Source organism: Pseudomonas sp. B14(2022) (genome assembly GCF_012030485.1).
Taxonomy (GTDB): Bacteria; Pseudomonadota; Gammaproteobacteria; order Pseudomonadales; family Pseudomonadaceae; genus Aquipseudomonas.
Window position 1 is genome coordinate 31,441 of the sequence record NZ_JAAUVM010000028.1, and the last position, 22,536, is coordinate 53,976.

At 60.7% G+C, this 22,536-nt stretch carries 22 protein-coding genes; 10 read left to right on the top strand and 12 right to left on the bottom strand.

The window, feature by feature from the left end; all coding sequences use genetic code 11:
• Positions 1–3: 3 nt before the first annotated feature.
• The 6 genes from HCF10_RS27795 to HCF10_RS27820 all read right to left on the bottom strand — a co-directional run bounded on the left by HCF10_RS27795 (position 4) and on the right by HCF10_RS27820 (position 5,596).
• Entirely contained in the window at positions 4–780 is a 777-nt protein-coding gene (locus tag HCF10_RS27795; protein ID WP_131699569.1) for an N-acetylmuramoyl-L-alanine amidase, read from the bottom strand.
• Positions 781–868: 88 nt separating this feature from the next.
• Complete coding sequence (locus HCF10_RS27800) at positions 869–2,944, bottom strand: GGDEF domain-containing protein (RefSeq protein ID WP_167656816.1); 2,076 nt, start codon at positions 2,942–2,944, stop codon at positions 869–871.
• Entirely contained in the window at positions 2,941–3,819 is an 879-nt protein-coding gene (locus HCF10_RS27805) for an endonuclease/exonuclease/phosphatase family protein (RefSeq protein ID WP_131699571.1), read from the bottom strand. The genes HCF10_RS27800 and HCF10_RS27805 overlap by 4 nt, the downstream gene beginning before the upstream one ends.
• A gap of 10 nt (positions 3,820–3,829) precedes the next feature.
• The gene (gene dsbA, locus HCF10_RS27810; protein ID WP_065937861.1) at positions 3,830–4,465 is read right to left on the bottom strand and encodes a thiol:disulfide interchange protein DsbA; all 636 of its coding nucleotides are present in this window, start codon (positions 4,463–4,465) and stop codon (positions 3,830–3,832) included.
• 168 nt (positions 4,466–4,633) lie between these two features.
• Complete coding sequence (locus HCF10_RS27815; RefSeq protein WP_145338343.1) at positions 4,634–5,260, bottom strand: c-type cytochrome; 627 nt, start codon at positions 5,258–5,260, stop codon at positions 4,634–4,636.
• 33 nt (positions 5,261–5,293) lie between these two features.
• A complete protein-coding gene (locus HCF10_RS27820) occupies positions 5,294–5,596 on the bottom strand; it encodes a c-type cytochrome (protein ID WP_131699573.1) in 303 nt (100 codons plus the stop codon).
• Positions 5,597–5,788: 192 nt separating this feature from the next.
• Between HCF10_RS27820 and yihA the strand changes: the two genes are divergently transcribed.
• The gene (gene yihA / locus HCF10_RS27825; RefSeq protein WP_145338344.1) at positions 5,789–6,430 is read left to right on the top strand and encodes a ribosome biogenesis GTP-binding protein YihA/YsxC; all 642 of its coding nucleotides are present in this window, start codon (positions 5,789–5,791) and stop codon (positions 6,428–6,430) included.
• Between the two features lie 269 nt (positions 6,431–6,699).
• Here yihA and polA read toward each other — a convergent pair whose 3' ends face one another.
• Positions 6,700–9,483 carry a DNA polymerase I gene (polA, locus tag HCF10_RS27830; protein ID WP_167656817.1) on the bottom strand — a complete coding sequence of 928 codons (2,784 nt, stop codon included), beginning with the start codon at positions 9,481–9,483 and terminating at the stop codon, positions 6,700–6,702.
• Positions 9,484–9,557: 74 nt separating this feature from the next.
• On the opposite strand from polA, the gene HCF10_RS27835 reads away from it, so the two are divergent.
• Both HCF10_RS27835 and HCF10_RS27840 read left to right on the top strand, forming a co-directional pair.
• Positions 9,558–9,848 carry a DUF2782 domain-containing protein gene (locus tag HCF10_RS27835; protein WP_131699575.1) on the top strand — a complete coding sequence of 97 codons (291 nt, stop codon included), beginning with the start codon at positions 9,558–9,560 and terminating at the stop codon, positions 9,846–9,848.
• Positions 9,849–9,904: 56 nt separating this feature from the next.
• Positions 9,905–10,858 (top strand): homoserine kinase, encoded by a 954-nt coding sequence (locus HCF10_RS27840; RefSeq protein ID WP_145338346.1) that lies wholly within the window; start codon positions 9,905–9,907, stop codon positions 10,856–10,858.
• Between the two features lie 125 nt (positions 10,859–10,983).
• Here the strand turns inward: HCF10_RS27840 and HCF10_RS27845 are convergent, their stop codons facing one another.
• Positions 10,984–11,913: a zinc ABC transporter substrate-binding protein gene (locus HCF10_RS27845; RefSeq protein WP_131699577.1), complete on the bottom strand. Its 930-nt coding sequence runs from the start codon at positions 11,911–11,913 to the stop codon at positions 10,984–10,986.
• A 58-nt stretch (positions 11,914–11,971) separates the two neighbouring features.
• Here HCF10_RS27845 and zur point away from each other — a divergent pair, with 58 nt between their 5' ends.
• The 4 genes from zur to HCF10_RS27865 are packed head-to-tail and all read left to right on the top strand — an operon-like array spanning position 11,972 to position 14,777.
• On the top strand, positions 11,972–12,454 hold the full coding sequence (gene zur / locus HCF10_RS27850) for a zinc uptake transcriptional repressor Zur (protein WP_026136513.1): 483 nt from the start codon (positions 11,972–11,974) through the stop codon (positions 12,452–12,454).
• On the top strand, positions 12,454–13,239 hold the full coding sequence (gene znuC / locus HCF10_RS27855; RefSeq protein ID WP_167656818.1) for a zinc ABC transporter ATP-binding protein ZnuC: 786 nt from the start codon (positions 12,454–12,456) through the stop codon (positions 13,237–13,239). The genes zur and znuC overlap by 1 nt, the downstream gene beginning before the upstream one ends.
• Complete coding sequence (gene znuB / locus HCF10_RS27860) at positions 13,232–14,020, top strand: zinc ABC transporter permease subunit ZnuB (RefSeq protein ID WP_167656819.1); 789 nt, start codon at positions 13,232–13,234, stop codon at positions 14,018–14,020. The genes znuC and znuB overlap by 8 nt, the downstream gene beginning before the upstream one ends.
• A 37-nt stretch (positions 14,021–14,057) precedes the next feature.
• Complete coding sequence (locus HCF10_RS27865; protein ID WP_167656820.1) at positions 14,058–14,777, top strand: PA5502 family lipoprotein; 720 nt, start codon at positions 14,058–14,060, stop codon at positions 14,775–14,777.
• Positions 14,778–14,874: 97 nt separating this feature from the next.
• Here the strand turns inward: HCF10_RS27865 and katE are convergent, their stop codons facing one another.
• On the bottom strand, positions 14,875–17,016 hold the full coding sequence (gene katE / locus HCF10_RS27870) for a catalase HPII (RefSeq protein ID WP_167656821.1): 2,142 nt from the start codon (positions 17,014–17,016) through the stop codon (positions 14,875–14,877).
• 265 nt (positions 17,017–17,281) lie between these two features.
• Between katE and HCF10_RS27875 the strand changes: the two genes are divergently transcribed.
• The 3 genes from HCF10_RS27875 to HCF10_RS27885 are packed head-to-tail and all read left to right on the top strand — an operon-like array spanning position 17,282 to position 19,788.
• The gene (locus HCF10_RS27875; protein WP_131699581.1) at positions 17,282–18,289 is read left to right on the top strand and encodes a methionine ABC transporter ATP-binding protein; all 1,008 of its coding nucleotides are present in this window, start codon (positions 17,282–17,284) and stop codon (positions 18,287–18,289) included.
• Positions 18,289–18,963 (top strand): methionine ABC transporter permease, encoded by a 675-nt coding sequence (locus HCF10_RS27880; RefSeq protein WP_090401268.1) that lies wholly within the window; start codon positions 18,289–18,291, stop codon positions 18,961–18,963. The genes HCF10_RS27875 and HCF10_RS27880 overlap by 1 nt, the downstream gene beginning before the upstream one ends.
• Positions 18,964–19,014: 51 nt before the next feature.
• A complete protein-coding gene (locus HCF10_RS27885) occupies positions 19,015–19,788 on the top strand; it encodes a MetQ/NlpA family ABC transporter substrate-binding protein (protein WP_167656822.1) in 774 nt (257 codons plus the stop codon).
• A 144-nt stretch (positions 19,789–19,932) separates the two neighbouring features.
• On the opposite strand, the gene HCF10_RS27890 is transcribed toward HCF10_RS27885, so the two are convergent.
• The 3 genes from HCF10_RS27890 to HCF10_RS27900 are packed head-to-tail and all read right to left on the bottom strand — an operon-like array spanning position 19,933 to position 22,531.
• Positions 19,933–20,568 carry an SCO family protein gene (locus HCF10_RS27890; protein ID WP_167656823.1) on the bottom strand — a complete coding sequence of 212 codons (636 nt, stop codon included), beginning with the start codon at positions 20,566–20,568 and terminating at the stop codon, positions 19,933–19,935.
• Positions 20,565–21,464, bottom strand: a complete 900-nt coding sequence (gene cyoE / locus HCF10_RS27895; protein WP_167656824.1) for a heme o synthase — start codon at positions 21,462–21,464, stop codon at positions 20,565–20,567. Before cyoE ends, HCF10_RS27890 begins: the two co-directional genes overlap by 4 nt.
• Positions 21,452–22,531, bottom strand: a complete 1,080-nt coding sequence (locus HCF10_RS27900) for a COX15/CtaA family protein (protein WP_167656825.1) — start codon at positions 22,529–22,531, stop codon at positions 21,452–21,454. The genes cyoE and HCF10_RS27900 overlap by 13 nt, the downstream gene beginning before the upstream one ends.
• Positions 22,532–22,536: the final 5 nt, after the last annotated feature.

Below are 22,536 nucleotides of genomic sequence, written 5' to 3' on the forward strand. Positions count from 1 at the left end.
AGCTTAACGCCGGTTCAGGGCACGCAGGATGGCAGCACTTTCGGCGTCCGGCATGCCATCGAACAGCGATGGCCGGAACCGCATCTGGAACGCCGCGATCACATGGCGCGTGGCGACATCCAACTCCCCCGTCTGGGGTGTCGGGTAACCGAGGAGCGCCAATTCTTCCTGGAACCAGGTGATGCTCGGCAATTCAGCGGCGTACTGCACCTGGAAGCGGGCGACGGCCTGGGCATCCGGCCACACACTCAGACCTTCATCGGCCAGGCGCTTCCAGGGGAACAGCGGCCCCGGATCGAGCTTGCGCAGGGGCGCGATATCGCTATGGCCAATGATGTTCCTGGGGTCGATGCCATTGCGCTTGCTGATGTCCTTGAGCAACACCACCAGCGATTCCACTTGGGCCTCGGAATACGGGTACCACAAACGGCCTGTGGGTGTGTCCTTGTAGCCGGGGTTTACGATCTCGATACCGATGGAACTGGAATTGAGCCAGGTACGCCCCATCCACTCGCTTTCCCCGGCATGCCAGGCACGCTGGCTTTCATCCACCAGCTTGTAGATAGTGGCGCCGGCGTCGTCGCCGATCAGGTAATGAGCGCTGACCTGGCCGTGGGTCAACAGGGCAAGGGAACGTTCAAGATTGGTGGAGGTGTAGTGGACGACCACGAACTGCACGCGGTTGTCGTGGTTCGCCGAGGGATGGCTGGTGTCCAGGCGCGGACCACTGGCGCAGCCGGCGAGCAGAAGAAAGACACAGGCAAAGTACAAGGATTTCATGGCGGAAGACGGTACGCTGAAGACGATAATGCAACAGTGTAACGTACCGTTTGTGGCCCGGCGGTCAAATTACACAATGGAACATCTTTTACGCCGCCTGCACCTGATTACGCCCAGCCGCCTTGGCCCGATACAACGCCTCGTCGGCCCGCTTGAGTGCCAGCTCGCTGCGCTCACTCGGCTGCAACTGCGCCACGCCCATGGACACGGTAATCGTCACCGGTTCGCCCTTGAAGTGAAACGGGCAGGCCGCAATCGCGGCACGCAGTACTTCACCCACCGCCAGGGCATCCGACAGGGATGAGTCGGGCATCAGCAACACAAACTCCTCACCGCCAAACCGCGCGATAAAGTCGTTGGGCCGCAGGCGCTTGCGCAGGACGTTGGCGATGATTTTCAGCACCTTGTCGCCCGCCAGATGGCCATAGCCATCGTTGATGCGCTTGAAGTGATCCAGGTCCAGCATCGCGAGCGACAGGCTATTGCCACGCTGGTGCCAGATATTGACCTCGTGGTCCAGGCGCTCGCTCCAGGCCGCGCGGTTAGGCAAGCCGGTGAGCGGATCGATCAGGGCCTTCTGGCGCTGCACCTCCAGGTGCTCACGGTATCCTTGGGCTTCCTGCTCCATATTGGCGACCCGCTCGGCCAGCCCTTTCAGGCGCGCCGCCACTTCCTGCTCGCGCTGGTCACGTTGTTGCTGGTGCTCGTCCATGGTACCGAGCAAACCCTCAAGGTGGCTTTCCAGCACCTGCTTGAGGCTGTCCAGGTCGGCCGCGTCCTGGACGCTGCTTTGCAGGCCGTCGACCTGTTCACGAATCTGCGTGTCCAGCTCCCTGGCAGCGGAGCGGCTGTCAGCATGACCGTCGCTGGCCACTTGCAGATGGCCCTGGAAGGCTTCGAGGCGTTCGTTGAGCTGTTTGAGGTAAGCCTCAAACTCGTGCTGGCCGCTGTCGGTGATCGCCAGCATCAGCACCGCCAGGTCATCGAGGATCGGCAGCAATTCGTACCAGTTCAAACCGTGGGCCAGGCGCTCGCGCATGGCTTCGGCCTGGGGACGATGGCGCTCGGGTAGGGCCAGCTCCTCCAACAGGCCGATCAGGGTATCTTCGATATGCTTGGCCACGGAGCTGTACGACGGCTCCGGTGAATCGGGCAAGGAGTAGAGGCCATCCGATTGAAGTTCATCGGGGTCCAGTTCTTCGGCGTCAAGAACCGGAGGGAGCGAGAGGCTGCCGATCACCGTCTCCTCCGGCGCCTCGACAGCAACCTGCGGCGTTTCGATAAAGGCAGCGAGAGCGCTTTCGGAGGCGGGCTCTTCCACCTGAGGCTCAGGCTCCCTTAGCTCGTCAGGCGCTGGAGATACGTCGACAGGCGCAGCCACTGTGACCCTTTGAGCAGGCGCCTCGTACACAAACTTTTCACTGGCGATATCGACAGCCTTGGCGGGCGCTGTGGCTTCAGGCTGCGCGGCAACCGGCGCCTGAGGCGGCGACGCAAAGACCCGCAACGCTTGCGTCAACGCGTCGGACTGTTCGGGCTCCTGAGGCTCGGCGGCGGGCTTGGGCGCAACAGGCGCAGCAGGTACCGGGGGCGGACTGGGGACAGGCTCGCTGGGCGCGGCCTCGTTCGAAACGTCCTTGGCACCAAACAGACGTTGCAGCAAACCCGGCCCAGGACGCACGGTTTCACCGTCCGGCTCCAGGTTATTCAGTGCCTGCCCTTGCAGGCTGCTCAACTCGCTGAGCAACAAGGGAATCTCACGTGCCTGGCTGACGCGGCCATCCAACTGCTTGGCGAAGGTTTTCAGCGGTCGGGCTACTTCACGGGGTAGCGGCAGCTTTTGCAACTGCGTAACCAGGGACGTCAGTGCGGTGCTCATCTGGTCGATCCGGGTTTCGCGGCGCTGCTCCGAATCCAGTACCGCCTTTTCCAGGCGCGGCAGCAAGGCGGCGAGGGCGGCGTCCATGTCGTCGGTACGCACAACGTCGCGCATTTCCTTCATGCATTGGTCAACTGCGCGGTCGGTGCCTTCCGCCGCCAGCGTGCTGCGCACCAGCCCACGACGCAGCAGGTCGAGGCGGGCGGCCCAGCGGCGTTCGAGCTTTTCTTGTTGCTCAATGCTTAACAGGTATTTTTCTTTCCAGCGCTGTGCGTCGTCGCTCATGCAAGGGGTCCGCGAGGGCCGGGGCTCAACGCGGGCAATGCATCAGCCGTGAGCGAACCCGGCAGACGAATCTCTACCGCGACCGGCAGGTGATCGGAGATGGGCTGCGCCAGCACCTGCACACTCTCAAGTGTGAGAGTCGGACTGAGCAGAATATGGTCAAGACAGCGTTGCGGGCGCCAGCTGGGGAACGTGGCTTCGACTTGCGGCGCCAGTAACCCGAGGTCACGCAACGGGGAATTCAGCAGGAGGTCGTTCGCATGGGTGTTCATGTCACCCATCAACACTTGATGCTTGTAGTTGCCAATCAGGTCACGCACGTAGGCCAGCTGCAGGTTGCGCGTACGCCCTCCGAGCGCCAGGTGCATCATCACCACCACCAAGGCCTCAGGCCCTTCGCCAAAACGCACGAGAATCGCCCCGCGCCCCTTGGGGCCCGGCAACGGGTGATCTTCGATGGCCGTTGGCTTCAAACGGCTGAGCACACCATTACTGTGCTGCGCCAGGCGCCCGAGGTTGCGATTGAGTTGCTGATACCAGTAGGGGAAGGCCCCGAGGTGCGCCAGGTGTTCGACCTGATTGATATAGCCGGAACGCATGCTGCCGCCGTCGGCTTCCTGCAAGGCGACCAGGTCGAAATCATTCAACAGGTCGCCGATCTTCTGCAGGTTACCGGCCCGGCCGTTGTGGGGCAGCAAGTGCTGCCAGCCACGGGTGAGGTAGTGCCGGTACTTCTCGGTACTGATGCCCACTTGGATATTGAAGCTGAGCAGGCGCAGGCGGCTGTCCGCCGGCAGGCCCGTGGAATCCAGGTGATGTTCGTTGACCTGCGGTTCATGCAGACCAACCACACGTTGAGTACCCCAGCGGCGCATGAGAAGCCCCTTACTTGGCTGCGCGTTCTTTGGCGATCAACTGGTCGGCAACATTGAGGGTCGCTTCAGGACCACCGGTGGTGCCCAGGTCGAAACGGTACTTGCCGTTGACGATCATGGTCGGTACGCCTTGCACGCCGTACTTCTGCGCCAGTTCCTTGGCCTGTTTGATCTGGCCCTGGATGGCGAAGGAGTTGAAGGTGGCCAGGAACTTGTCCTTGTCGACACCTTGGGTGGCAACGAAGTCAGCCATTTCGTCAGGCTTGGTCAGGCGCTTGCCTTGTTTCTGGATTGCGTCGAATACTGCATTGTGAACTTTGTGCTCCACACCCATGGCTTCCAGAGTCAGGAACAGTTGGCCGTGGGCATCCCATGGGCCGCCGAACATGGCGGGGATACGCTTGAAGTTCACGTCCTTAGGCAGCTTCTCGACCCAAGGGTTGATGACCGGCTCAAAAGCATAGCAATGCGGGCAGCCGTACCAGAACAGCTCCACCACTTCGATCTTGCCCGGTACCGAAACCGGCACTGGGTTGGCCAATTCAACGTAGGTTTTACCGGCTTCAAGCGGCACATCGGCAGCTTGCGCGGTCATGCCGAAGAGGCTGGCAGTGACGAGAGCGGCGCTGAGGATCAGATTACGCATGCTTTACTCCTGGACAAATAAAGTCGCCTCACGCGACCTTTGTTGTGACAGGTCTACGCGGACATGAGTTCGTTAGTGTAACGGCAGCGGCCACAAAAAAGGGCGGCCTAAGCCACCCTTTTTATGCTTGCATCGATGGATTAATCGAGCGTTAACGTTGCGTGCACCTTAGTGCAGGCCCTGGATGTAGCTGGAGACGGCGGCGATGTCTTCATCACTCAGCTTGCGAGCGATGGTGCGCATGATTGCCGCGTCGCCATCATTGGCTCGCCCTGCCTCTTCCTTACGGAAATCGGTCAGCTGCTTGGCAATGTAGGTAGCGTGCTGGCCGCTCAGGTGCGGGAAGCCGGCGGCGGCTATGCCCGCGCCATTGGGCGAGTGGCAACCCGTGCAGGCAGGCAGGCCTTTATCCAAGTCTCCGCCGCGGAACAGTTTTTCGCCACGAGCCACCAGTTTCGGATCAGCAGCTCCCACACTGCCCTTCTGGCTGGCAAAATACGCCGCGATATCCGCCAAGTCCTGATCACTGAGGTTGGTCAGCAAGCCGGTCATTTCCAGGACCGTGCGCTTGCCGTCCTTGATGTCGTGCATCTGCTTGGTCAGGTAACGTTCACCCTGGCCGGCCAATTTGGGGAAGTTCGGCGCCGGACTGTTACCATCCGGCCCATGGCAGGCACCACATACGGCGGCTTTCGCTTGGCCGGCAGTGGCAACACCTTTAGGGGGGCCCTCTGCAGCAAAGGCAACACCGGTGATGCCCAAGGTCAACAGCAGACTCACGATCAGTTTGTTCATCAGCTAATCCAACTACGGCTAAGGGTTTAAGAGTTATCTACCGGGTTTACTCACCATCAACTCAATGATGGCCTGGTAATCCTCGGTACTGCAGTCCATGCACAAACCACGCGGCGGCATTGCCTTGAAACCCTGGGTCACGTGTTGCACCAGCGTGTCCATGCCCTGCGCCAGTCTTGGCGCCCAGGCTGCCTGGTCACCCCGCCTCGGGGCATTCGGCAGTTGGCCAGCATGGCAAGCCACGCAAACTCGGTTGTACACCACTTCCGGATCCTGTGTAGCCTGAGCGCCAGAAAGCGGAATCAGGGCACCGAAAGCGAGCAACCATCGGGTCATACATCGACCTTTTCAGGGTTTGAGAGCGTTTTGCGTTCTAATGCGCAATAAAGGTCTATCGCTCCCGTGAACTTCATCCTTCGCTGGGACAAAGCACACACAAAATCTGCGGCATTATATACTGGCGCTACTGAAACGGAAACGACACCGCTTGCCGCACCCTTTTTCGGCACCGCCCACATCGGAAATCTCATGCAACTCAAGAACCCCATCCTCGGCCTGTGCCAACAGTCCACCTTCATGCTCAGCGCCGCCAAAGTTGACCAATGCCCCGATGACGAAGGCTTTGAAGTCGCCTTTGCCGGTCGCTCCAACGCCGGTAAATCCAGCGCACTGAACACACTGACCCACGCCAGCCTGGCGCGCACCTCGAAAACACCAGGCCGCACGCAGTTACTCAACTTCTTCAAGCTAGACGATGATCGGCGTCTGGTCGACCTGCCGGGCTACGGTTATGCAAAAGTACCTATCCCGCTGAAGCTGCACTGGCAGCGTCACCTGGAGGCTTACCTGGGCGGCCGGGAGAGTTTGAAGGGGTTGATCCTGATGATGGACATCCGTCATCCAATGACCGACTTCGACCTGCTGATGCTCGACTGGGCCGTCGCCAGCGGCATGCCGATGCATATCCTGCTGACCAAGGCCGACAAGCTCACCTACGGCGCCGCCAAGAACACCCTGCTCAAAGTGCAGTCCGAAATTCGTAAGGGCTGGGGCGACACAATCACTATCCAGCTGTTCTCGGCCCCCAAGCGCATGGGCCTGGAAGATGCCTATACCGTACTGGCCAGCTGGATGGAACTGGCAGACAAAGGTGCGGAACTCGCCGAATAACTTTTCTGCGGGCAAAAAAAACCCCGGACTTCGTATGGGGAGGGGAAGTTCGGGGTTCAAGTACCGGACCGCTAGGGCGGGGTCCGGATATCTGCCAACACTTAACACAACATAGGAGCATTGAAGGGCTTCACCACCCATTCAGTAACTCTGAGTAGCAATTCACGGGTTAAGTTCCGGCAGGTTCAAAAAACTATTGGTAATAACTGAAACGGATTTCCGGTCTAAAGCACTCCGCCATCACGCCCGGTGATGGCGGCGCCGCGAAATCAGTGCGCTTCGTCCCAGTTATCGCCTACACCAACGTCCACCACCAACGGCACATCCAACTGCGCGGCCGCACTCATGTGCTCGCGAATCTTCTCGCTGACCTCTGCCACCAGATCCTCACGCACTTCCAGCACCAGTTCATCGTGTACCTGCAGGATCACCTTGGCATCCAGGCCCGACTCGGTCAGCCAGTTATCCACCAGCACCATGGCTTTCTTGATGATATCCGCCGCCGTGCCCTGCATCGGCGCATTGATCGCCGTGCGTTCTGCGGCCGCGCGCTCCTGAGGTTTGTTGGAATTGATGTCCGGCAAATACAGCCGACGCCCGAAGAACGTTTCCACGTAGCCTTGATCGGCAGCCTGGGCACGGGTGCGCTCCATGTACTCGCGAACCCCTGGGTAGCGGGCGAAGTACACATCGATGTAAGCCTTTGCGGTCTTGGTATCGACACCGATGTCCTTGCCGAGCTTCTGTGCCCCCATACCGTAGATCAGGCCAAAGTTGATCGCCTTGGCACTGCGACGCTGATTGGACGTGACCTCAGCCAATTCAACCTTGAACACCTCGGCCGCCGTGGCGGTGTGCACGTCCAGGTCGTTGCGGAACGCATTCATCAGCCCCTCGTCCTTGGACAGGTGCGCCATGATCCGCAGTTCGATCTGCGAATAGTCCGCCGCCAGCAGTTTGTAGCCCTTCGGCGCCACGAATGCCTGGCGGATGCGCCGCCCTTCGGCGGTGCGCACCGGGATGTTCTGCAGGTTCGGGTCGCTGGAAGACAGTCGCCCGGTCGCCGCCACCGCCTGATGGTAAGAGGTGTGAACACGCCCGGTACGCGGGTTGATCTGCTCCGGCAAGCGGTCGGTGTAAGTGCTTTTCAGCTTGCTCATGCTGCGGTACTGCATCAGTACCTTGGGCAGCGGATAGTCATCTTCGGCCAGCTTGGCCAGCACTTCCTCTGCCGTGGACGCCTGTCCCTTGCCCGTCTTTTTCAGCACCGGCAGGCCGAGCTTCTCGTAGAGAATCGCCCCGAGCTGCTTGGGCGAACCCAGGTTGAATGCTTCGCCGGCGATCTCGAACGCCTGGCGCTCCAGCTCAACCATCTTATTGCCCAGCTCGATGCTCTGGACACCGAGCAGCTGCGCATCCACCAGGGCGCCCTGGCGTTCGATACGTGCCAGCACCGGTACCAAGGGAATTTCGATGTCCGTCAGCACACTCGCCAGGCTTGGTATGGCCGTGAGTTGTGCGTGCAATGCCTGATGCAGGCGCAGCGTCACGTCGGCATCCTCGGCGGCATAAGGGCCAGCCTGTTCGAGCGGGATCTGGTCGAACGTCAGCTGCTTGGCGCCTCTGCCGGCGATGTCCTGGAAACTGACGGTGTCGTAGTCCAGGTACTTCTTGGCCAGGCTGTCCATGTCATGGCGGGTCGCAGTGGAATTCAACACATAGGATTCAAGCATGGTGTCGAAAGCGATGCCGCGCACGCTGATGCCATTCGCCGGGTCACCGCCGATGGCACAGTTGGCCAGGATATTCATGTCGAACTTGGCGTGCTGGCCGACCTTGAGCTTGCTCGGGTCTTCCAGCAATGGCTTCAAGGCCAGCAACACGGTGTCGCGATCCAACTGCTGCGGCGCACCGATGTAGGAGTGGGTCAGCGGGATGTAGGCAGCTTCATGGGGCTTCACGGCAAAGGACACCCCGACCAACTGCGCCTGCTGGGCGTCGATCCCGGTGGTTTCGGTGTCGAAAGCGAACAACGTCGCGTCGTTGAGCTTCTTCATCCAGACATCGAATGTGCCTTGGTCGAGAATGGTGGTGTAGATCGTCTCTGCGGGTGCTGCGGGGGCAACCTCAACAATGTCCTCGGCAACAGGCGCGGCCTTGAGCTCCACCCGTTTGGCATCGCGCTGAATCTCATCGAACCAGCTCTTGAACTCCAGCAGGGTATACAGCTCCAGGAGTTTCTCGCGGTCCGGTTCGATCAAGTGCAAGTCATCCAGGCCTACATCCAGCGGCACATCGATCTTGATCGTCGCCAACTGATAGGAAAGGAACGCCATCTCTCGATGCTCTTCGAGCTTGGCCGGTAACGTCTTGGCACCCCTGATCGGCAAGGTCGGCACGATATCCAACTGCTCATAAAGCTCTTTCAGACCGCCATTCACACCTACCAGCAAGCCGGAAGCCGTCTTAGGACCAATGCCCGGGACGCCAGGGATGTTGTCGGACGAATCCCCCATCAACGCCAGATAGTCGATGATCTGCTCCGGAGCGACACCAAATTTCTCCTTTACGCCCTCAATGTCCATTGAGCTACCGGTCATGGTGTTGACCAAGGTAATGTGCCCGTCGACCAACTGCGCCATGTCCTTGTCGCCGGTGGAGATCACCACCGGACGGTCAGCGGCCGCACTGCTGCGGGCCAGGGTGCCGATCACGTCATCGGCCTCGACGCCTTCGACGCACAGCAACGGGAAACCGAGGGCGATCACGCTCTGGTGCAGTGGCTCGATCTGCAGACGCATGTCATCGGGCATGCTCGGGCGATTGGCCTTGTATTCGGCGTACATGTCATCGCGAAAGGTTCCACCCTTTGCGTCGAACACGACTGCGAACGGGCTGTCCGGATACTGTTTGCGCAAGCTTTTGAGCATGTTCAACACGCCCTTGACCGCACCGGTCGGCAGGCCTTTGGAGGTGGTCAGCGGTGGCAGCGCGTGGAAGGCGCGGTACAGATATGAAGAACCGTCCACCAGGACGAGGGGTGCTTGGCTCATGAGCAGGATCAACCTTTTCGGCGGGTCAGGCGCTAGAATAGCCGGACCAATGAAAACAAAGGGACAAGGTTATCATGCGTACATTCAATCGCCTGCTGTTGACCGGCCTGATTGCACTCGCTCCGATGGTTGCCATCGCAGCAGACAGTGCCCCTTCGGGTGATCCGGAAGTTACCATTCGCACGGAGGGCGACAGAACCATTCAGGAGTACCGCCAAAACGGTTTCCTGTACGCAATCAAGATAACGAAGAAAGGCTTTCCGCCGTATTTCCTCGTGCGCGCGGACGGAACCGACGCGAACTTCATCCGCTCTGACCAGCCGGATATGCTGATTCCGTCATGGAAGATCTTCGAATGGAAATGATTTCTTAACTTCAATTGGCGCCGCGCACCGCGGCGCCCGTACTGGCAGTTTTAACCATGTCTGTGTTCACCCCCCTGGCTCGGCCCGAGCTGGAAACCTTTCTTGCCCCCTACGGGCTCGGCCGCCTGCTTGACTTCCAGGGGATTGCCGCTGGTAGCGAAAACACCAATTTCTTTATCAGCCTGGAACAGGGCGAATTCGTCCTGACCCTGGTTGAGCGCGGCCCCGTCGCGGAAATGCCGTTCTTCATCGAACTGCTCGACGTTCTCCACGACGCCGACCTGCCGGTGCCCTATGCCCTGCGCACCACCGATGGCGTGGCATTGCGCGAACTGAAAGGCAAACCGGCCCTGCTGCAACCGCGCCTGGCCGGCAAACACATCAAGGACGCCAACGCACAGCATTGCGCCCAGGTAGGCGACCTTCTCGGTCATCTGCACCTGGCGACGCAAGGCGAGAAAGTGCTGGAGCGCAAGACCGATCGCGGCCTGGACTGGATGCTCAACGAGGGTGCGCAGCTGATTTCGCACTTGAACGATGCACAGCAAAGCCTGCTGCACGCTGCATTGACCGAAATCGAGGCCCACAAGGCCGACATCCTCGCTCTGCCACGCGCGAACGTTCACGCCGACCTGTTCCGCGACAATGCGATGTTCGAAGGCACGCACCTGACCGGCCTGATCGACTTCTACAACGCCTGCTCGGGTCCGATGCTCTACGACGTGGCAATCGCCCTGAATGACTGGTGTTCGGACGCCGATGGCGTCATCGATGGCCCGCGCGCCCGTGCGCTGCTGGGTGCCTACGCCGGGCTGCGTCCGTTTACCGCCAAGGAGGCCGAGTTGTGGCCGATCATGTTGCGGGTGGCGTGCGTGCGGTTCTGGTTGTCGCGCCTGATCGCTGCCGAGTCGTTTGCCGGGCAGGATGTGCTGATTCACGATCCCGCCGAGTTCGAGCATCGGTTGACGCAGCGTCAGCAGGTCACCGTCCACCTGCCATTCGCGCTCTAAGGACCAACCCGGTCAAAATGTGGGAGGGGGCTTGCTCCCGATGGCGGTGGACCAGTCAACTTATCATCGACTGAAACGCCGTCATCGGGAGCAAGCCCCCTCCTACATTTGATCTGCGCTGCGGCTTATAACGACTCCAGGCACCCTGCCAAGTCGTTCCCCAATTTCTCCAGCACCTGTTCGTAACCCTGGGCTGTGGCCGGGGTGTAGCCGCCCAGCGCATCCAATTCCGCCAACTTCACCGGAAGGCCAGCCACCAGGGTTTCAGCCAGGCGCGGACGCAAAGGCGGCTCGCTGAACACGCAGGTCTTGCCCACTTCCTCCAAACGCGTACGCATCGCCGCCACATGCTGGGCGCCAGGCTGCACTTCGGCAGCAACACTGAACACACCGGTGTGCTTGAGCCCGTAAGCGTCTTCGAAGTAATCAAAGGCTTCGTGGAACACGAAGTAAGGTTTGTCACCGATGCTCGCCATGCGCTTTTTAAGGCGCGCATCAAGGGCATCCAGGCGCTCGTCGAATGCCTTCACGTTGCTCTGGTAACGCGCGGCATTGCTCGGGTCGGCAGCGCTGAGGTCAGACGCCATGCGCGCGGCGATCACACGAGCATTGACCGTCGACAACCATAAGTGCGCATCCACGCTGCCTGGGCGATGATCATGGTCATGTTCGTCGGCATCGTCGGCGTGGGAATGGCTATCTTCGGCGAAGCGGCGGAGCTTCATGCCTGGCAGGTCTTGGACAGCAACGGTCGCGGCTGTACGACCTTTGAGCACGCGAGGAAGGAAGCTCTCCATATCCGGCCCGATCCAATACAGCAGATCGACTGACTGCACGCGCCGTACGTCGGATGGGCGCAACGCATAGTTATGCGGCGACGCACCCGGCGGCAACAACACCTCCGGAACGGCCACACCGTCTTGCACAGCAGCGGCAATCAACTGCAACGGCTTGATGCTGGTCAGCACCTTGACCTCAGCCTGAGCGGCGCCAGTCATGAACAAACTGGTGACAAATACGACAAAAACGGGAAAAAGTCGGGACACGATGACCACTCAATGGCGTAGGAACGGGTAACATAATAACGTCTCTATCAAATATCTGTCGCCGCTCATGCCTAAAACACCGCTTGCCAGCCGTCCACACGACCACTCTCACTGCGTGCATACCGCGCTGTCGGAGGCCGACACCCTCTGCGCACAGAAGGGCTTGCGCCTGACTGCTCTGCGCCGCCGGGTGCTGGAACTGGTCTGGCAGAGCCACAAACCCCTGGGCGCCTACGACATCCTGGGTGTGCTCAGCGAGCAGGACGGCCGCCGCGCCGCGCCGCCTACGGTGTATCGCGCGCTGGATTTCCTGCTGGAAAATGGCCTGGTGCACCGCATTGCCTCGCTCAACGCGTTTGTCGGCTGCAACCACCCGGAACACGCGCATCAGGGCCAGTTCCTGATCTGCCGCGAGTGCCACGCCGCCATCGAACTTGAACAAAAAAGCATCAGCGACGCCATCATCAAGAGCTCCGCCGACGTGGGCTTCCGGGTCGAAGGGCAAACGGTCGAAGTGGTCGGCCTGTGCTCGGGCTGCCAGGGGGCTTGATGAGCAACGCGTTAATCCGCCTGGAGCAGGTCGGCGTCACGTTCGCCGGGCAAAACGTGCTGGATAACATCGCATTGAGCGTCGAGCCGGGGCAGATCGTCACCCTGATCGGCCCCAATGGCGCCGGCAAGACCACCCTGGTGCGCGCCGTACTCGGCCTGCTCAAACCCGACACCGGCAGCGTGTGGCGCAAGCCCAGGCTGCGTGTGGGCTATATGCCGCAAAAGCTGCACGTTGATCCGACTCTGCCCTTATCCGTACTGCGTTTTTTGCGCCTGGTGCCCGGTGTGGACCGCGCCCGCGCGCAGGCCGCCCTCAAGGAAGTCGGGGCCGAACAGGTCATCGACAGCCCGGTGCAAAGCATCTCCGGCGGCGAAATGCAGCGGGTACTGCTGGCCCGCGCCCTGTTGCGCGAGCCCGAGTTGCTGGTGCTGGATGAACCCGTGCAGGGCGTCGACGTCGCCGGCCAGGCCGAGCTGTACAGCCTGATCACCCGCCTGCGCGACCGCCATGGCTGCGGCGTGCTGATGGTCTCCCACGACCTGCACCTGGTGATGAGCACCACCGACCAGGTGGTATGCCTCAATCGCCACGTGTGCTGCTCCGGCCACCCGGAACAAGTCAGCAGCGACCCGGCGTTCGTCGAGCTGTTCGGCAAGAACGCCCAGAGCCTGGCGATCTATCACCACCATCACGACCATGCCCATGACCTGCATGGCGCTGTCGTTGACGATCCCGCGGCGCCCCACACCCACGTTCATGGAGATAGCTGCAAGCATGGCTGATTTTCTGCTTTACGCCCTGCTGGCAGGCTTGGCTCTGGCGTTGGTGGCGGGCCCACTGGGCTCGTTCGTGGTCTGGCGACGCATGGCGTACTTTGGCGACACGTTGTCCCACGCCGCACTGCTGGGGGTGGCCCTGGGCTTCCTGCTGGATGTCAGCCCGACCATCGCGGTAACCGTGGGCTGCCTGCTCCTGGCGGTATTGCTGGTGACCCTGCAGCAACGCCAACCGCTGGCCTCCGACACCCTGCTCGGCATCCTGGCGCCGAGCACGCTGTCCCTGGGCCTGGTGGTGCTGAGCTTTATGCATGAAGTGCGCATCGACTTGATGGCCTACCTGTTTGGCGACCTGTTGGCGATCAGCCCCACCGACCTCGCATGGATCCTCGGCGGCAGCGCTGCCGTACTGGCGCTGCTGGTGACCCTGTGGCGCCCATTGCTGGCAATCACCGTGCACGAAGAACTGGCAACCGTAGAAGGCTTGCCGGTGCCCGCCCTGCGCATGGCGCTCATGTTGTTGATCGCGGTGGTGATTGCTGTCGCGATGAAGATTGTCGGCGTATTGTTGATCACGTCGCTGTTGATCATCCCCGCCGCCGCCGCCCAGCGCCATGCCCGCTCACCGGAGCAGATGGCGATCGGTGCCAGCCTGTTGGGCATGCTGGCAGTGTGCGGGGGCCTGGCGTTGTCGTGGTTCAAGGACACACCGGCAGGGCCGTCCATTGTGGTGACGGCCGCCGCCCTGTTTCTGCTGAGTTTTGTCCTGCCCCGTCGAGGGGTGTAGACTTGCTCGCTTTTTGCGCAAATAGAGAGTCGCAGGAATGAAGCTGTTCACCTCCCGTTATCTGCTCCTTGCCGCGTTTTCCCTGCTGCTGGGCGCCTGTCAAAGCACACCGCCCGCCGCCCCAGAGGCTACGGATCCGCGTGCTGCGGCCATCGCGCAGCTGGAGCAAAACCTGGCCAGCAGTGAGCTGGCCACCGCCGAAGACCAACTGGCCGCGATGCAGGCCCAGTCGCCCAATGACCCGACGCTGGAACCCTACCAACGTCAATTGGCCGAGGCTTACCTGCAGCGCAGCCAGATCGTGCTGCAAAAAGGCGACGTAAACGCCGCCGCCACCGCCCTGAGCCGTGCCCGCGCGCTGATGCCCAAGGCGCCGGCGCTGACCGGCGGCGTAAACAGCGCCATCACCCACGCCCGCAAGGCCGAGTTGGATAAGGCCGAAGAGGCCCTCAAGGCCGCCGAAGCCAAGCCTGCAGCCAAGGTCATCGACCCGGCGGCGCCAAGCACCACCGTGGCGCTGAACCTCACCGACATCGAAGAGCTGCGCCATCAACTGGATGCAATCGCCACCGATGTGGTGAATTACCAGTGTGATGTGACGATCCAGGCGCCGCGTACCCAGGATTACCCATGGCTGGCCACGTTGCTGACCAAACGGGTGAAGCGCATTGATTCGGAGTATGAGCTGAAGATTCACCGGCAGATTTTGAAACATATTCCGGCGCAGGTGGTTTTGATTCCGCGCAAGGCGGAATAACGCATCGGGGGCAAGCCCCTCCCACAATTGAATTTATTCACAATTCAAATGTGGGAGGGGCTTGCCCCCGATAGCGGTCTAACAAGCAACCAATAACTTAAGCTGGAATCGCCTTAGCCTTCGGCTCACGATCCCAAATCCGATGTTGTGCAATCGCGGCAAAAAACGCCTTGAACGCTTTCGCATCCGCGCCAACGATCAGCCCCGCATCCGCCTCTAGCTTCAGCAGATCCAGCAGTGGCTTCACGTCACTGGCAACTGCAATCGCCTTCAGGTGTTTGTAGGCTTCCAGAACGTAATGCAACGCCACACCATCGCCGCTCAGTGCTTTCACCGACTCTTTTCCACCCGGGATAAACACGGCATCAAACGCAATGGACGGCATGCCTTCCATCGACGCATCTACCGGCAGGCTCTTGCCATCGGCCGTCTTCACCGGCGCCGAGGTCGGCCCAAGCAACTTCGCATGGGCACCTTCTGCCTCCAGTGCTTTTTTCAGCGCATCAATCGCCGCGCCATCCACACCGTCAGCCGCAAGAATCGCGACTTTGCGCGTCTTGATATCACCCGACAGCAAGTTCACCTGGCTCAACGCCGGCGACTCTTTCAGCGAAGTCTCACGCGGCGCAACCGTGCCTTTGGTCGGTGCAGGCAAACCGAGGTTCTGCGCAACGCGCTTGGCCAGTTCCAGATCGATATTGGCCAGAATCTCGTTGACCTGACGTGCGCGAATGAACTCACGCTCCACCTTGCCCAACTCGAAGCTGTAGGCCGCGATGATGTGCTCTTTCTCGTGATGGCTCATGCTGTGGAAAAACAGCGCGGCTTGCGAGAAGTGATCGCCAAACGACTCACTGCGCTCACGCACCTTATTGGCGTCGACGCGCTCGTAATAGGTCTCGAAACCGCCATCCTGGGCAGCCGGTGGCGTTTCCTTCGGCCAACCACCATCAATAGAATTCGGCTCGTACGCCGCACGGCCCTTGTCGATCACGGTGCGATGCTGGGCGTCGCGCTGACCGTTGTGGAAAGGCACCACAGGTCGGTTGATCGGCAGCTCATGGAAGTTCGGCCCACCGAGACGGCTAATCTGCGTATCCGTGTAGGAAAACAGACGGCCTTGCAGCAAAGGGTCGTTGGTGAAGTCGATGCCCGGCACGATATGACCCGGGCAAAACGCGACCTGCTCGACTTCGGCAAAGAAGTTATCCGGGTTGCGGTTAAGCACCATCTTGCCCAGCGGCGTGATCGGCACCAGTTCCTCGGGGATGATCTTGGTCGGGTCGAGCAGGTCGAAGTCGAACTTATGCTCGTCTTCCTCCGCAACGATCTGCACACCCAGCTCCCACTCAGGGTAGTCGCCGCTTTCAATCGCTTCCCACAGGTCACGACGGTGGTAATCGGTATCTTTACCGGCAAGCTTTTGCGCTTCGTCCCACACCAGGGAACAGGTGCCGACCTTCGGGTGCCAATGAAACTTCACAAAGCTCGACTTACCTTCGGTATTGATGAAGCGGAAGGTGTGAATGCCAAAACCCTGCATGGCACGCAGGCTTTTTGGAATGGCACGGTCAGACATCGCCCAAATCACCATGTGCGCCGATTCCGGCTGCAACGAAACAAAATCCCAGAACGTATCGTGGGCCGAGCCGCCTGTAGGAATTTCATTGTGCGGCTCAGGTTTTACCGCGTGCACGAAGTCGGGAAACTTGATCGCATCCTGAATGAAAAACACCGGCATGTTGTTGCCGACCAAGTCGAAGTTGCCTTCATCGGTGAAGAACTTCACCGCGAAACCGCGCACGTCACGCACCGTATCGCCGGAACCACGCGGGCCCTGCACCGTGGAGAAACGCACGAACACCGGGGTTTTATGGCCGGGATCGCGCAGGAAACCCGCCTTGCTCAGCGCAGAATGGTTTTCATAGGTCTGGAAATAGCCATGAGCGCCAGTGCCCCGGGCATGCACGATGCGCTCGGGGATGCGCTCATGGTCAAAGTGCGTGATTTTTTCACGCATGATGAAGTCTTCCAGCAGCGAAGGGCCGCGGGCACCGACTTTCAAGGTGTTCTGGTTGTCGGAAATCTTCACGCCTTGGTTGGTACGCAGGGCCTGGCCGGTCGCATCGGAACGGAATTCCTCCAGGGCCTGCAGCTTGGCGTTGGTGTTGCCACGGTCCAGGGTATCGGTGCCCGCGAGCTCACTCTTCGACGGGGTGGCTGGCTTCTTGGTACTCATCAGTCAAAACTCCTTATTCAAAGTGGCCAGAGAGGTCCCCGGCTCGTTTGAGCAAAACCCCAGGCACGGCACCTAGGAAATCGAGTTGCTTAAGTAGTGACTGACACGGTTTTGCACCGTTCCTTTTTTGTGACCTTTGATCGCGTTATTGCCAAATCACTGGTTGAATGCGAAATAAATGCTAAGAAACGCTATTCGGACAGGCTAAAATGCGCGCCCGGCTAACCGCTGATCCCTTTTCAATGCGCCCCACAAGGTTCGCTACGTGATCGAGTTTCAAAACGTCCATAAAACCTACCGCGTCGCCGGTAAGGATATTCCCGCGCTGCACCCCACCAGCCTGCGCGTCGAGAACGGCCAGGTGTTTGGCTTGATCGGCCACTCGGGTGCAGGTAAAAGCACACTGCTGCGCCTGATCAACCGCCTGGAAGAGCCCAGCGGCGGCCAGATCACGGTGGACGGCGAAGAAGTCACCGCCCTGGATGCCAACGGCCTGCGCCGTTTCCGTCAGCAGGTCGGGATGATCTTCCAGCACTTCAACCTCCTGGCGTCGAAGACCGTTGCCGACAATGTGGCGCTGCCACTGACCCTGGCCGGCGAATTGTCGCGCAAGGAGATCGACCAACGTGTCGCCGAGCTACTCGCCCGCGTCGGCCTGTCGGACCACGCCAAGAAGTACCCGGCGCAGTTGTCTGGCGGCCAGAAGCAACGCGTCGGTATTGCCCGCGCCCTGGCGACCAAGCCGAAAATCCTGCTGTGCGACGAAGCCACCAGCGCCCTCGACCCGCAAACCACCGCCTCGGTCCTGCAACTGCTGGCCGAGATCAATCGCGAGTTGAAACTGACCATCGTGCTGATCACCCATGAAATGGATGTGATCCGCCGCGTGTGTGACCAGGTAGCCGTGATGGATGCCGGCGTGATCGTCGAGCAAGGCTCGGTGGCCGACGTGTTCCTGCACCCCAAGCACCCGACCACCAAGCGCTTCGTACAGGAAGCCGAGCAGGTCGACGAAGGCGAACAGCGCGATGACTTCGCCCACGTACCGGGCCGCATCGTGCGGCTCACGTTCCAAGGCGAAGCGACCTACGCGCCATTGCTGGGTACCGTCGCCCGCGAAACGGGGGTGGACTACAGCATCCTGGCCGGTCGAATCGACCGCATCAAAGACATCCCCTACGGGCAACTGACCCTCGCCGTCACTGGCGGTGACATGGAAGCCGCGTTTGCGCGCTTCACCGCCGCCGACGTCCACATGGAGGTGCTGCGCTGATGGAAGTGTTCCTGAGTTTCTTCGCCAATATCGACTGGTCCGAAATCTGGCTCGCCACCGGCGACACCATGATCATGCTGTTCGGTTCGCTGTTCTTCACCGTAGTACTTGGCCTGCCCTTGGGCGTGCTGCTGTTCCTGACCAGCCCACGCCAGCTGTTCGAGCAAAAAGGCCTGTACGCACTGCTGTCGCTGGTCGTGAACATCCTGCGCTCGCTGCCGTTCATCATCCTGTTGATCGTGATGATCCCGTTCACCGTACTGATCACCGGCACCTCCCTGGGCGTTGCGGGCGCGATCCCGCCACTGGTGGTGGGTGCCACGCCATTCTTCGCGCGCCTGGTGGAAACCGCTCTGCGTGAAGTGGACCGCGGCATCATCGAAGCTACCCAGTCCATGGGCGCCAGCACCCGCCAGATCATCATCAACGCGCTGCTGCCCGAGGCACGCCCCGGCATATTCGCAGCGATAACGGTGACGGCGATTACACTGGTGTCCTACACGGCCATGGCCGGCGTGGTCGGTGCCGGCGGCCTGGGTGACCTGGCGATCCGTTTCGGTTACCAGCGTTTCCAGACCGATGTGATGGTGGTCACCGTGGTGATGCTGTTGATCCTGGTGCAAATTCTGCAAACCGTCGGCGACAAGCTGGTGGTGCATTTTTCTCGAAAATAACGGCCATTGCCGGTCACAAGCCGGCACATGCCCGAACAAGGAGCTTGTTGGATGAAAAAACTACTGGTTGCTTTCGCCGCCGTTGCCGCGTTTTCCGCCCACGCCGCCGAGACCCTGAAAGTCGCAGCCTCGCCGGTGCCCCACGCGGAAATCCTGGAATTCGTGAAGCCTGCCCTCGCCAAAGAAGGCGTGGACCTGCAAGTCAAAGTGTTCACTGACTACGTACAGCCCAACGTCCAAGTCGCGGAAAAGCGCCTGGACGCGAACTTCTTCCAGCACCAGCCATACCTGGATGAATTCAACAAAGCCAAAGGCACTCAGCTGGTAAGCGTCGGCGCTGTGCACCTGGAGCCCCTGGGCGCTTACTCCAGTAAGTACAAAAAACTGGAAGACCTGCCTGACGGCGCCAACGTGGTGATCCCGAACGACGCCACCAACGGCGGCCGTGCCCTGTTGCTGCTGGCCAACAACGGCCTGATCACCCTGAAGGACCCGACCAACATCCTGTCGACCATCAAGGACATCACCGGTAACAGCAAAAACCTGAAGTTCCGCGAGCTCGAAGCCGCCACCCTGCCGCGCGTGCTGACCCAGGTCGACCTGGCGCTGATCAACACCAACTATGCGCTGGAAGCCAAGCTGGACCCGTCCAAGGACGCCCTGGTGATCGAAGGCAATGACTCGCCTTACGTGAACATCCTGGTGAGCCGCGAAGACAACAAGGATTCGGACGCGATGAAGAAGCTGATTGCAGCCCTGCACACCCCTGAGGTGAAGCAATTCATCCAAGAGAAGTACAAAGGCGCGATCCTGCCGGCGTTCTGATCCGACTCGGTCTCCAACACGCTGGAGATCAAAAAATGTGGGAGGGGGCTTGCCCCCGATTGCGGAGTATCAGTCGCTGCATGAGCTGACTGATCTGCCGCCATCGGGGGCAAGCCCCCTCCCACATGTGTTTTGCGTTGCCTGTTACTTGCGCTGCAACAACCCTGGCAGTTGCGCCACCAGCTTCTGGTTGTTCAACGGCGCACGGATAAACCCGCGCTGGGTACCATCCGGGCCGATCAGCGCGAGGTTGCCGCTGTGGTCGACGGTGTAGTTGGGCTTGCTGGTGTCTGCCGGGATGAATGGGATGCTCACGGCATTCGAGACCTTCTGCACATCCTCCACGTTCGCGCCGGTGAGGCCTTCGAATTGCGGGTCGAAGTAGCCCAAGTACTGCTTGAGCTGGGTCGGGGTGTCGCGGTTCGGGTCGACGCTGACCAGAATCACCTGCAACTTATCCACAGCCTCTTTAGGCAACTCGCTCTTGATCTGGCGCAGTTGGGCGAGGGTGGTCGGGCAGATGTCGGGGCAGAAGGTGTAGCCGAAGAACAGCAGGCTCCACTTGCCTTTCAACTCGTTGACCAGCACCGGCTGGCCGTCCTGGTTGGTCATGGTCACTGGCGGCAGCTGACGGCTTTGCGGCAGCAGGATGATGCCGGCGTCGATCAACGCGGTAGGGTCGCCCTGGCCCTTGCCCGACAGCACTTTGTTAACGGTCAGGCCCATGATCAACGCGACGATGGCCACCAGGATAAAGACGGTTTTTTGAGTTCGAGTCATAGGTTCAACAGTAAGTAGTGGTCTACGAGCAGGGCGATAAACAGCAGGAACAGGTACCAGATAGAGTACTTGAAGGTGTTGATCGCCGCGTGCGGCTGAGCGCCACGGTACAGCACCCAGGCCCATTGCAGAAAGCGTCCGCCCAACAACAGTGCGCATGCCAGGTACAGCGGGCCGCTCATGTGGATCACGTAGGGCATCAGGCTCACCGCCAGCAGCGCAAAGGTATAGAGCAGGATATGCACCTTGGTGTAATGCTCGCCATGGGTGACCGGCAGCATCGGGATATCGGCCTTGGCGTATTCCTCCTTGCGGTGGATGGCCAGGGCCCAGAAGTGCGGCGGGGTCCAGGCGAAGATGATCAGCACCAGCAACAAGGGCTCGGCGCTGACGTGGCCGGTGACGGCGACCCAGCCCAACAGCGGTGGCGCGGCACCGGCCAGGCCTCCGATGACAATATTTTGTGGCGTCGCACGCTTGAGAAAACCGGTGTAGACCACCGCGTAACCGAGCAGCGAAGCCAGCGTCAGCCATGCCGCCAGGGGGTTGGTGAACGCCAGCAACAAGGCCAATCCTGCAACGGCTAGAAACAAAGCAAAGGCCAGCGCCGCCACCGGCGACACACGCCCCTCCGCCAACGGCCGCTTATGGGTGCGAGCCATCACCGCATCAATCCGCCGGTCCACCACATGGTTCACCGCCGCCGCGCCGCCCGCACACAGGGCAATGCCCAGATTGCCGAACACCAGCACCGTCCACGGCACGCCTGCGCGTGTGGCGAGGAACATACCCACCAGAGAAGTGATGAGCATCAGCACCACCACTTTCGGCTTGGTCAGCTCCAGGTAATCGCGCCAGACCGCCCGGCCTTGACGCGCGCCGATCAAGGTCGCCATGGCATCTCTCCTTTAAGGGTGATGAGGCCCGATACGTGTTTGCGCGGGCTGAAGCGCCAGCCGAAGAGCAACTGATCACGCACCCGGACCAGGCTGGTGCGGGCGTGGTAATTAACCAGCACCAACGTCAGCAGCAGCGCAGCACCGCCGGCGTTATGAGCGACCGCCACCGGCAGCGGCAAGCCGAAATACACATTGCTCAGGCCCAGGCTGATTTGCGCGACCAGGGCGATCAACAGCAGGCCTGCAAGCCGCGTCATGCCTACGGCGCGCAACTGCCAGGCCAGGCCGAGCAGCACCAGGGTGACCAGCACCGCGCCCATGCGGTGAGTCAGGTGAATGGCGGTACGCGCTTCGCTGTCGAGTTGGCCGCCAAGGTAATTGGGCCCGATGTGCTGGGTCAGGTGAAAGCCGTTGGCGAAGTCAGCCGCCGGCCACCACGCGCCATGGCAGGTGGGCAAGTCGACGCAGGCCACGGCGGCGTAGTTGGAACTCACCCAACCGCCCAACGCGATTTGCCCGATCACCAGCACCAGTCCCGCCGTCGCCCAATATTGCAGGCGCTTGGGCACAATCAACGCGGGCAACACGCCGGACAAGCGCAAGGTCAGCAAAAACAGCAGGCTCAAGGTTGCAAAGCCGCCCAGCAGGTGGCCCGTCACAACCTGAGGCCAGAGCTTCAACGTCACTGTCCACATGCCAAACGCCGCCTGGGCGAACACCACCGCCAGCAGAAACAATGGCAACTTCACCGGCTGGCCCGGATCACGCCGATGGCTCCACGAACGCGCCGCCAACAGCACAATGAGCAAGCCCAGGGTGCCGGCGAAATAGCGATGAGTCATCTCGGCCCAGCCCTTGTCAGCCTCCACCGGCGTATCGGGAAAATGCAATTGGGCATGGGCCAACTGGGCCTCGCTTTGCGGCACGCTGATAAACCCATAGCAGCCCGGCCAGTCCGGGCAACCGAGGCCGGCGTGGGTCAGGCGGGTGTAGGCGCCAAGCAGCACGACGATCAGCGCCAGCAGGGTGGCAAACAACGCGAGGCGAAATCCAGGTTTGGCCATGACGA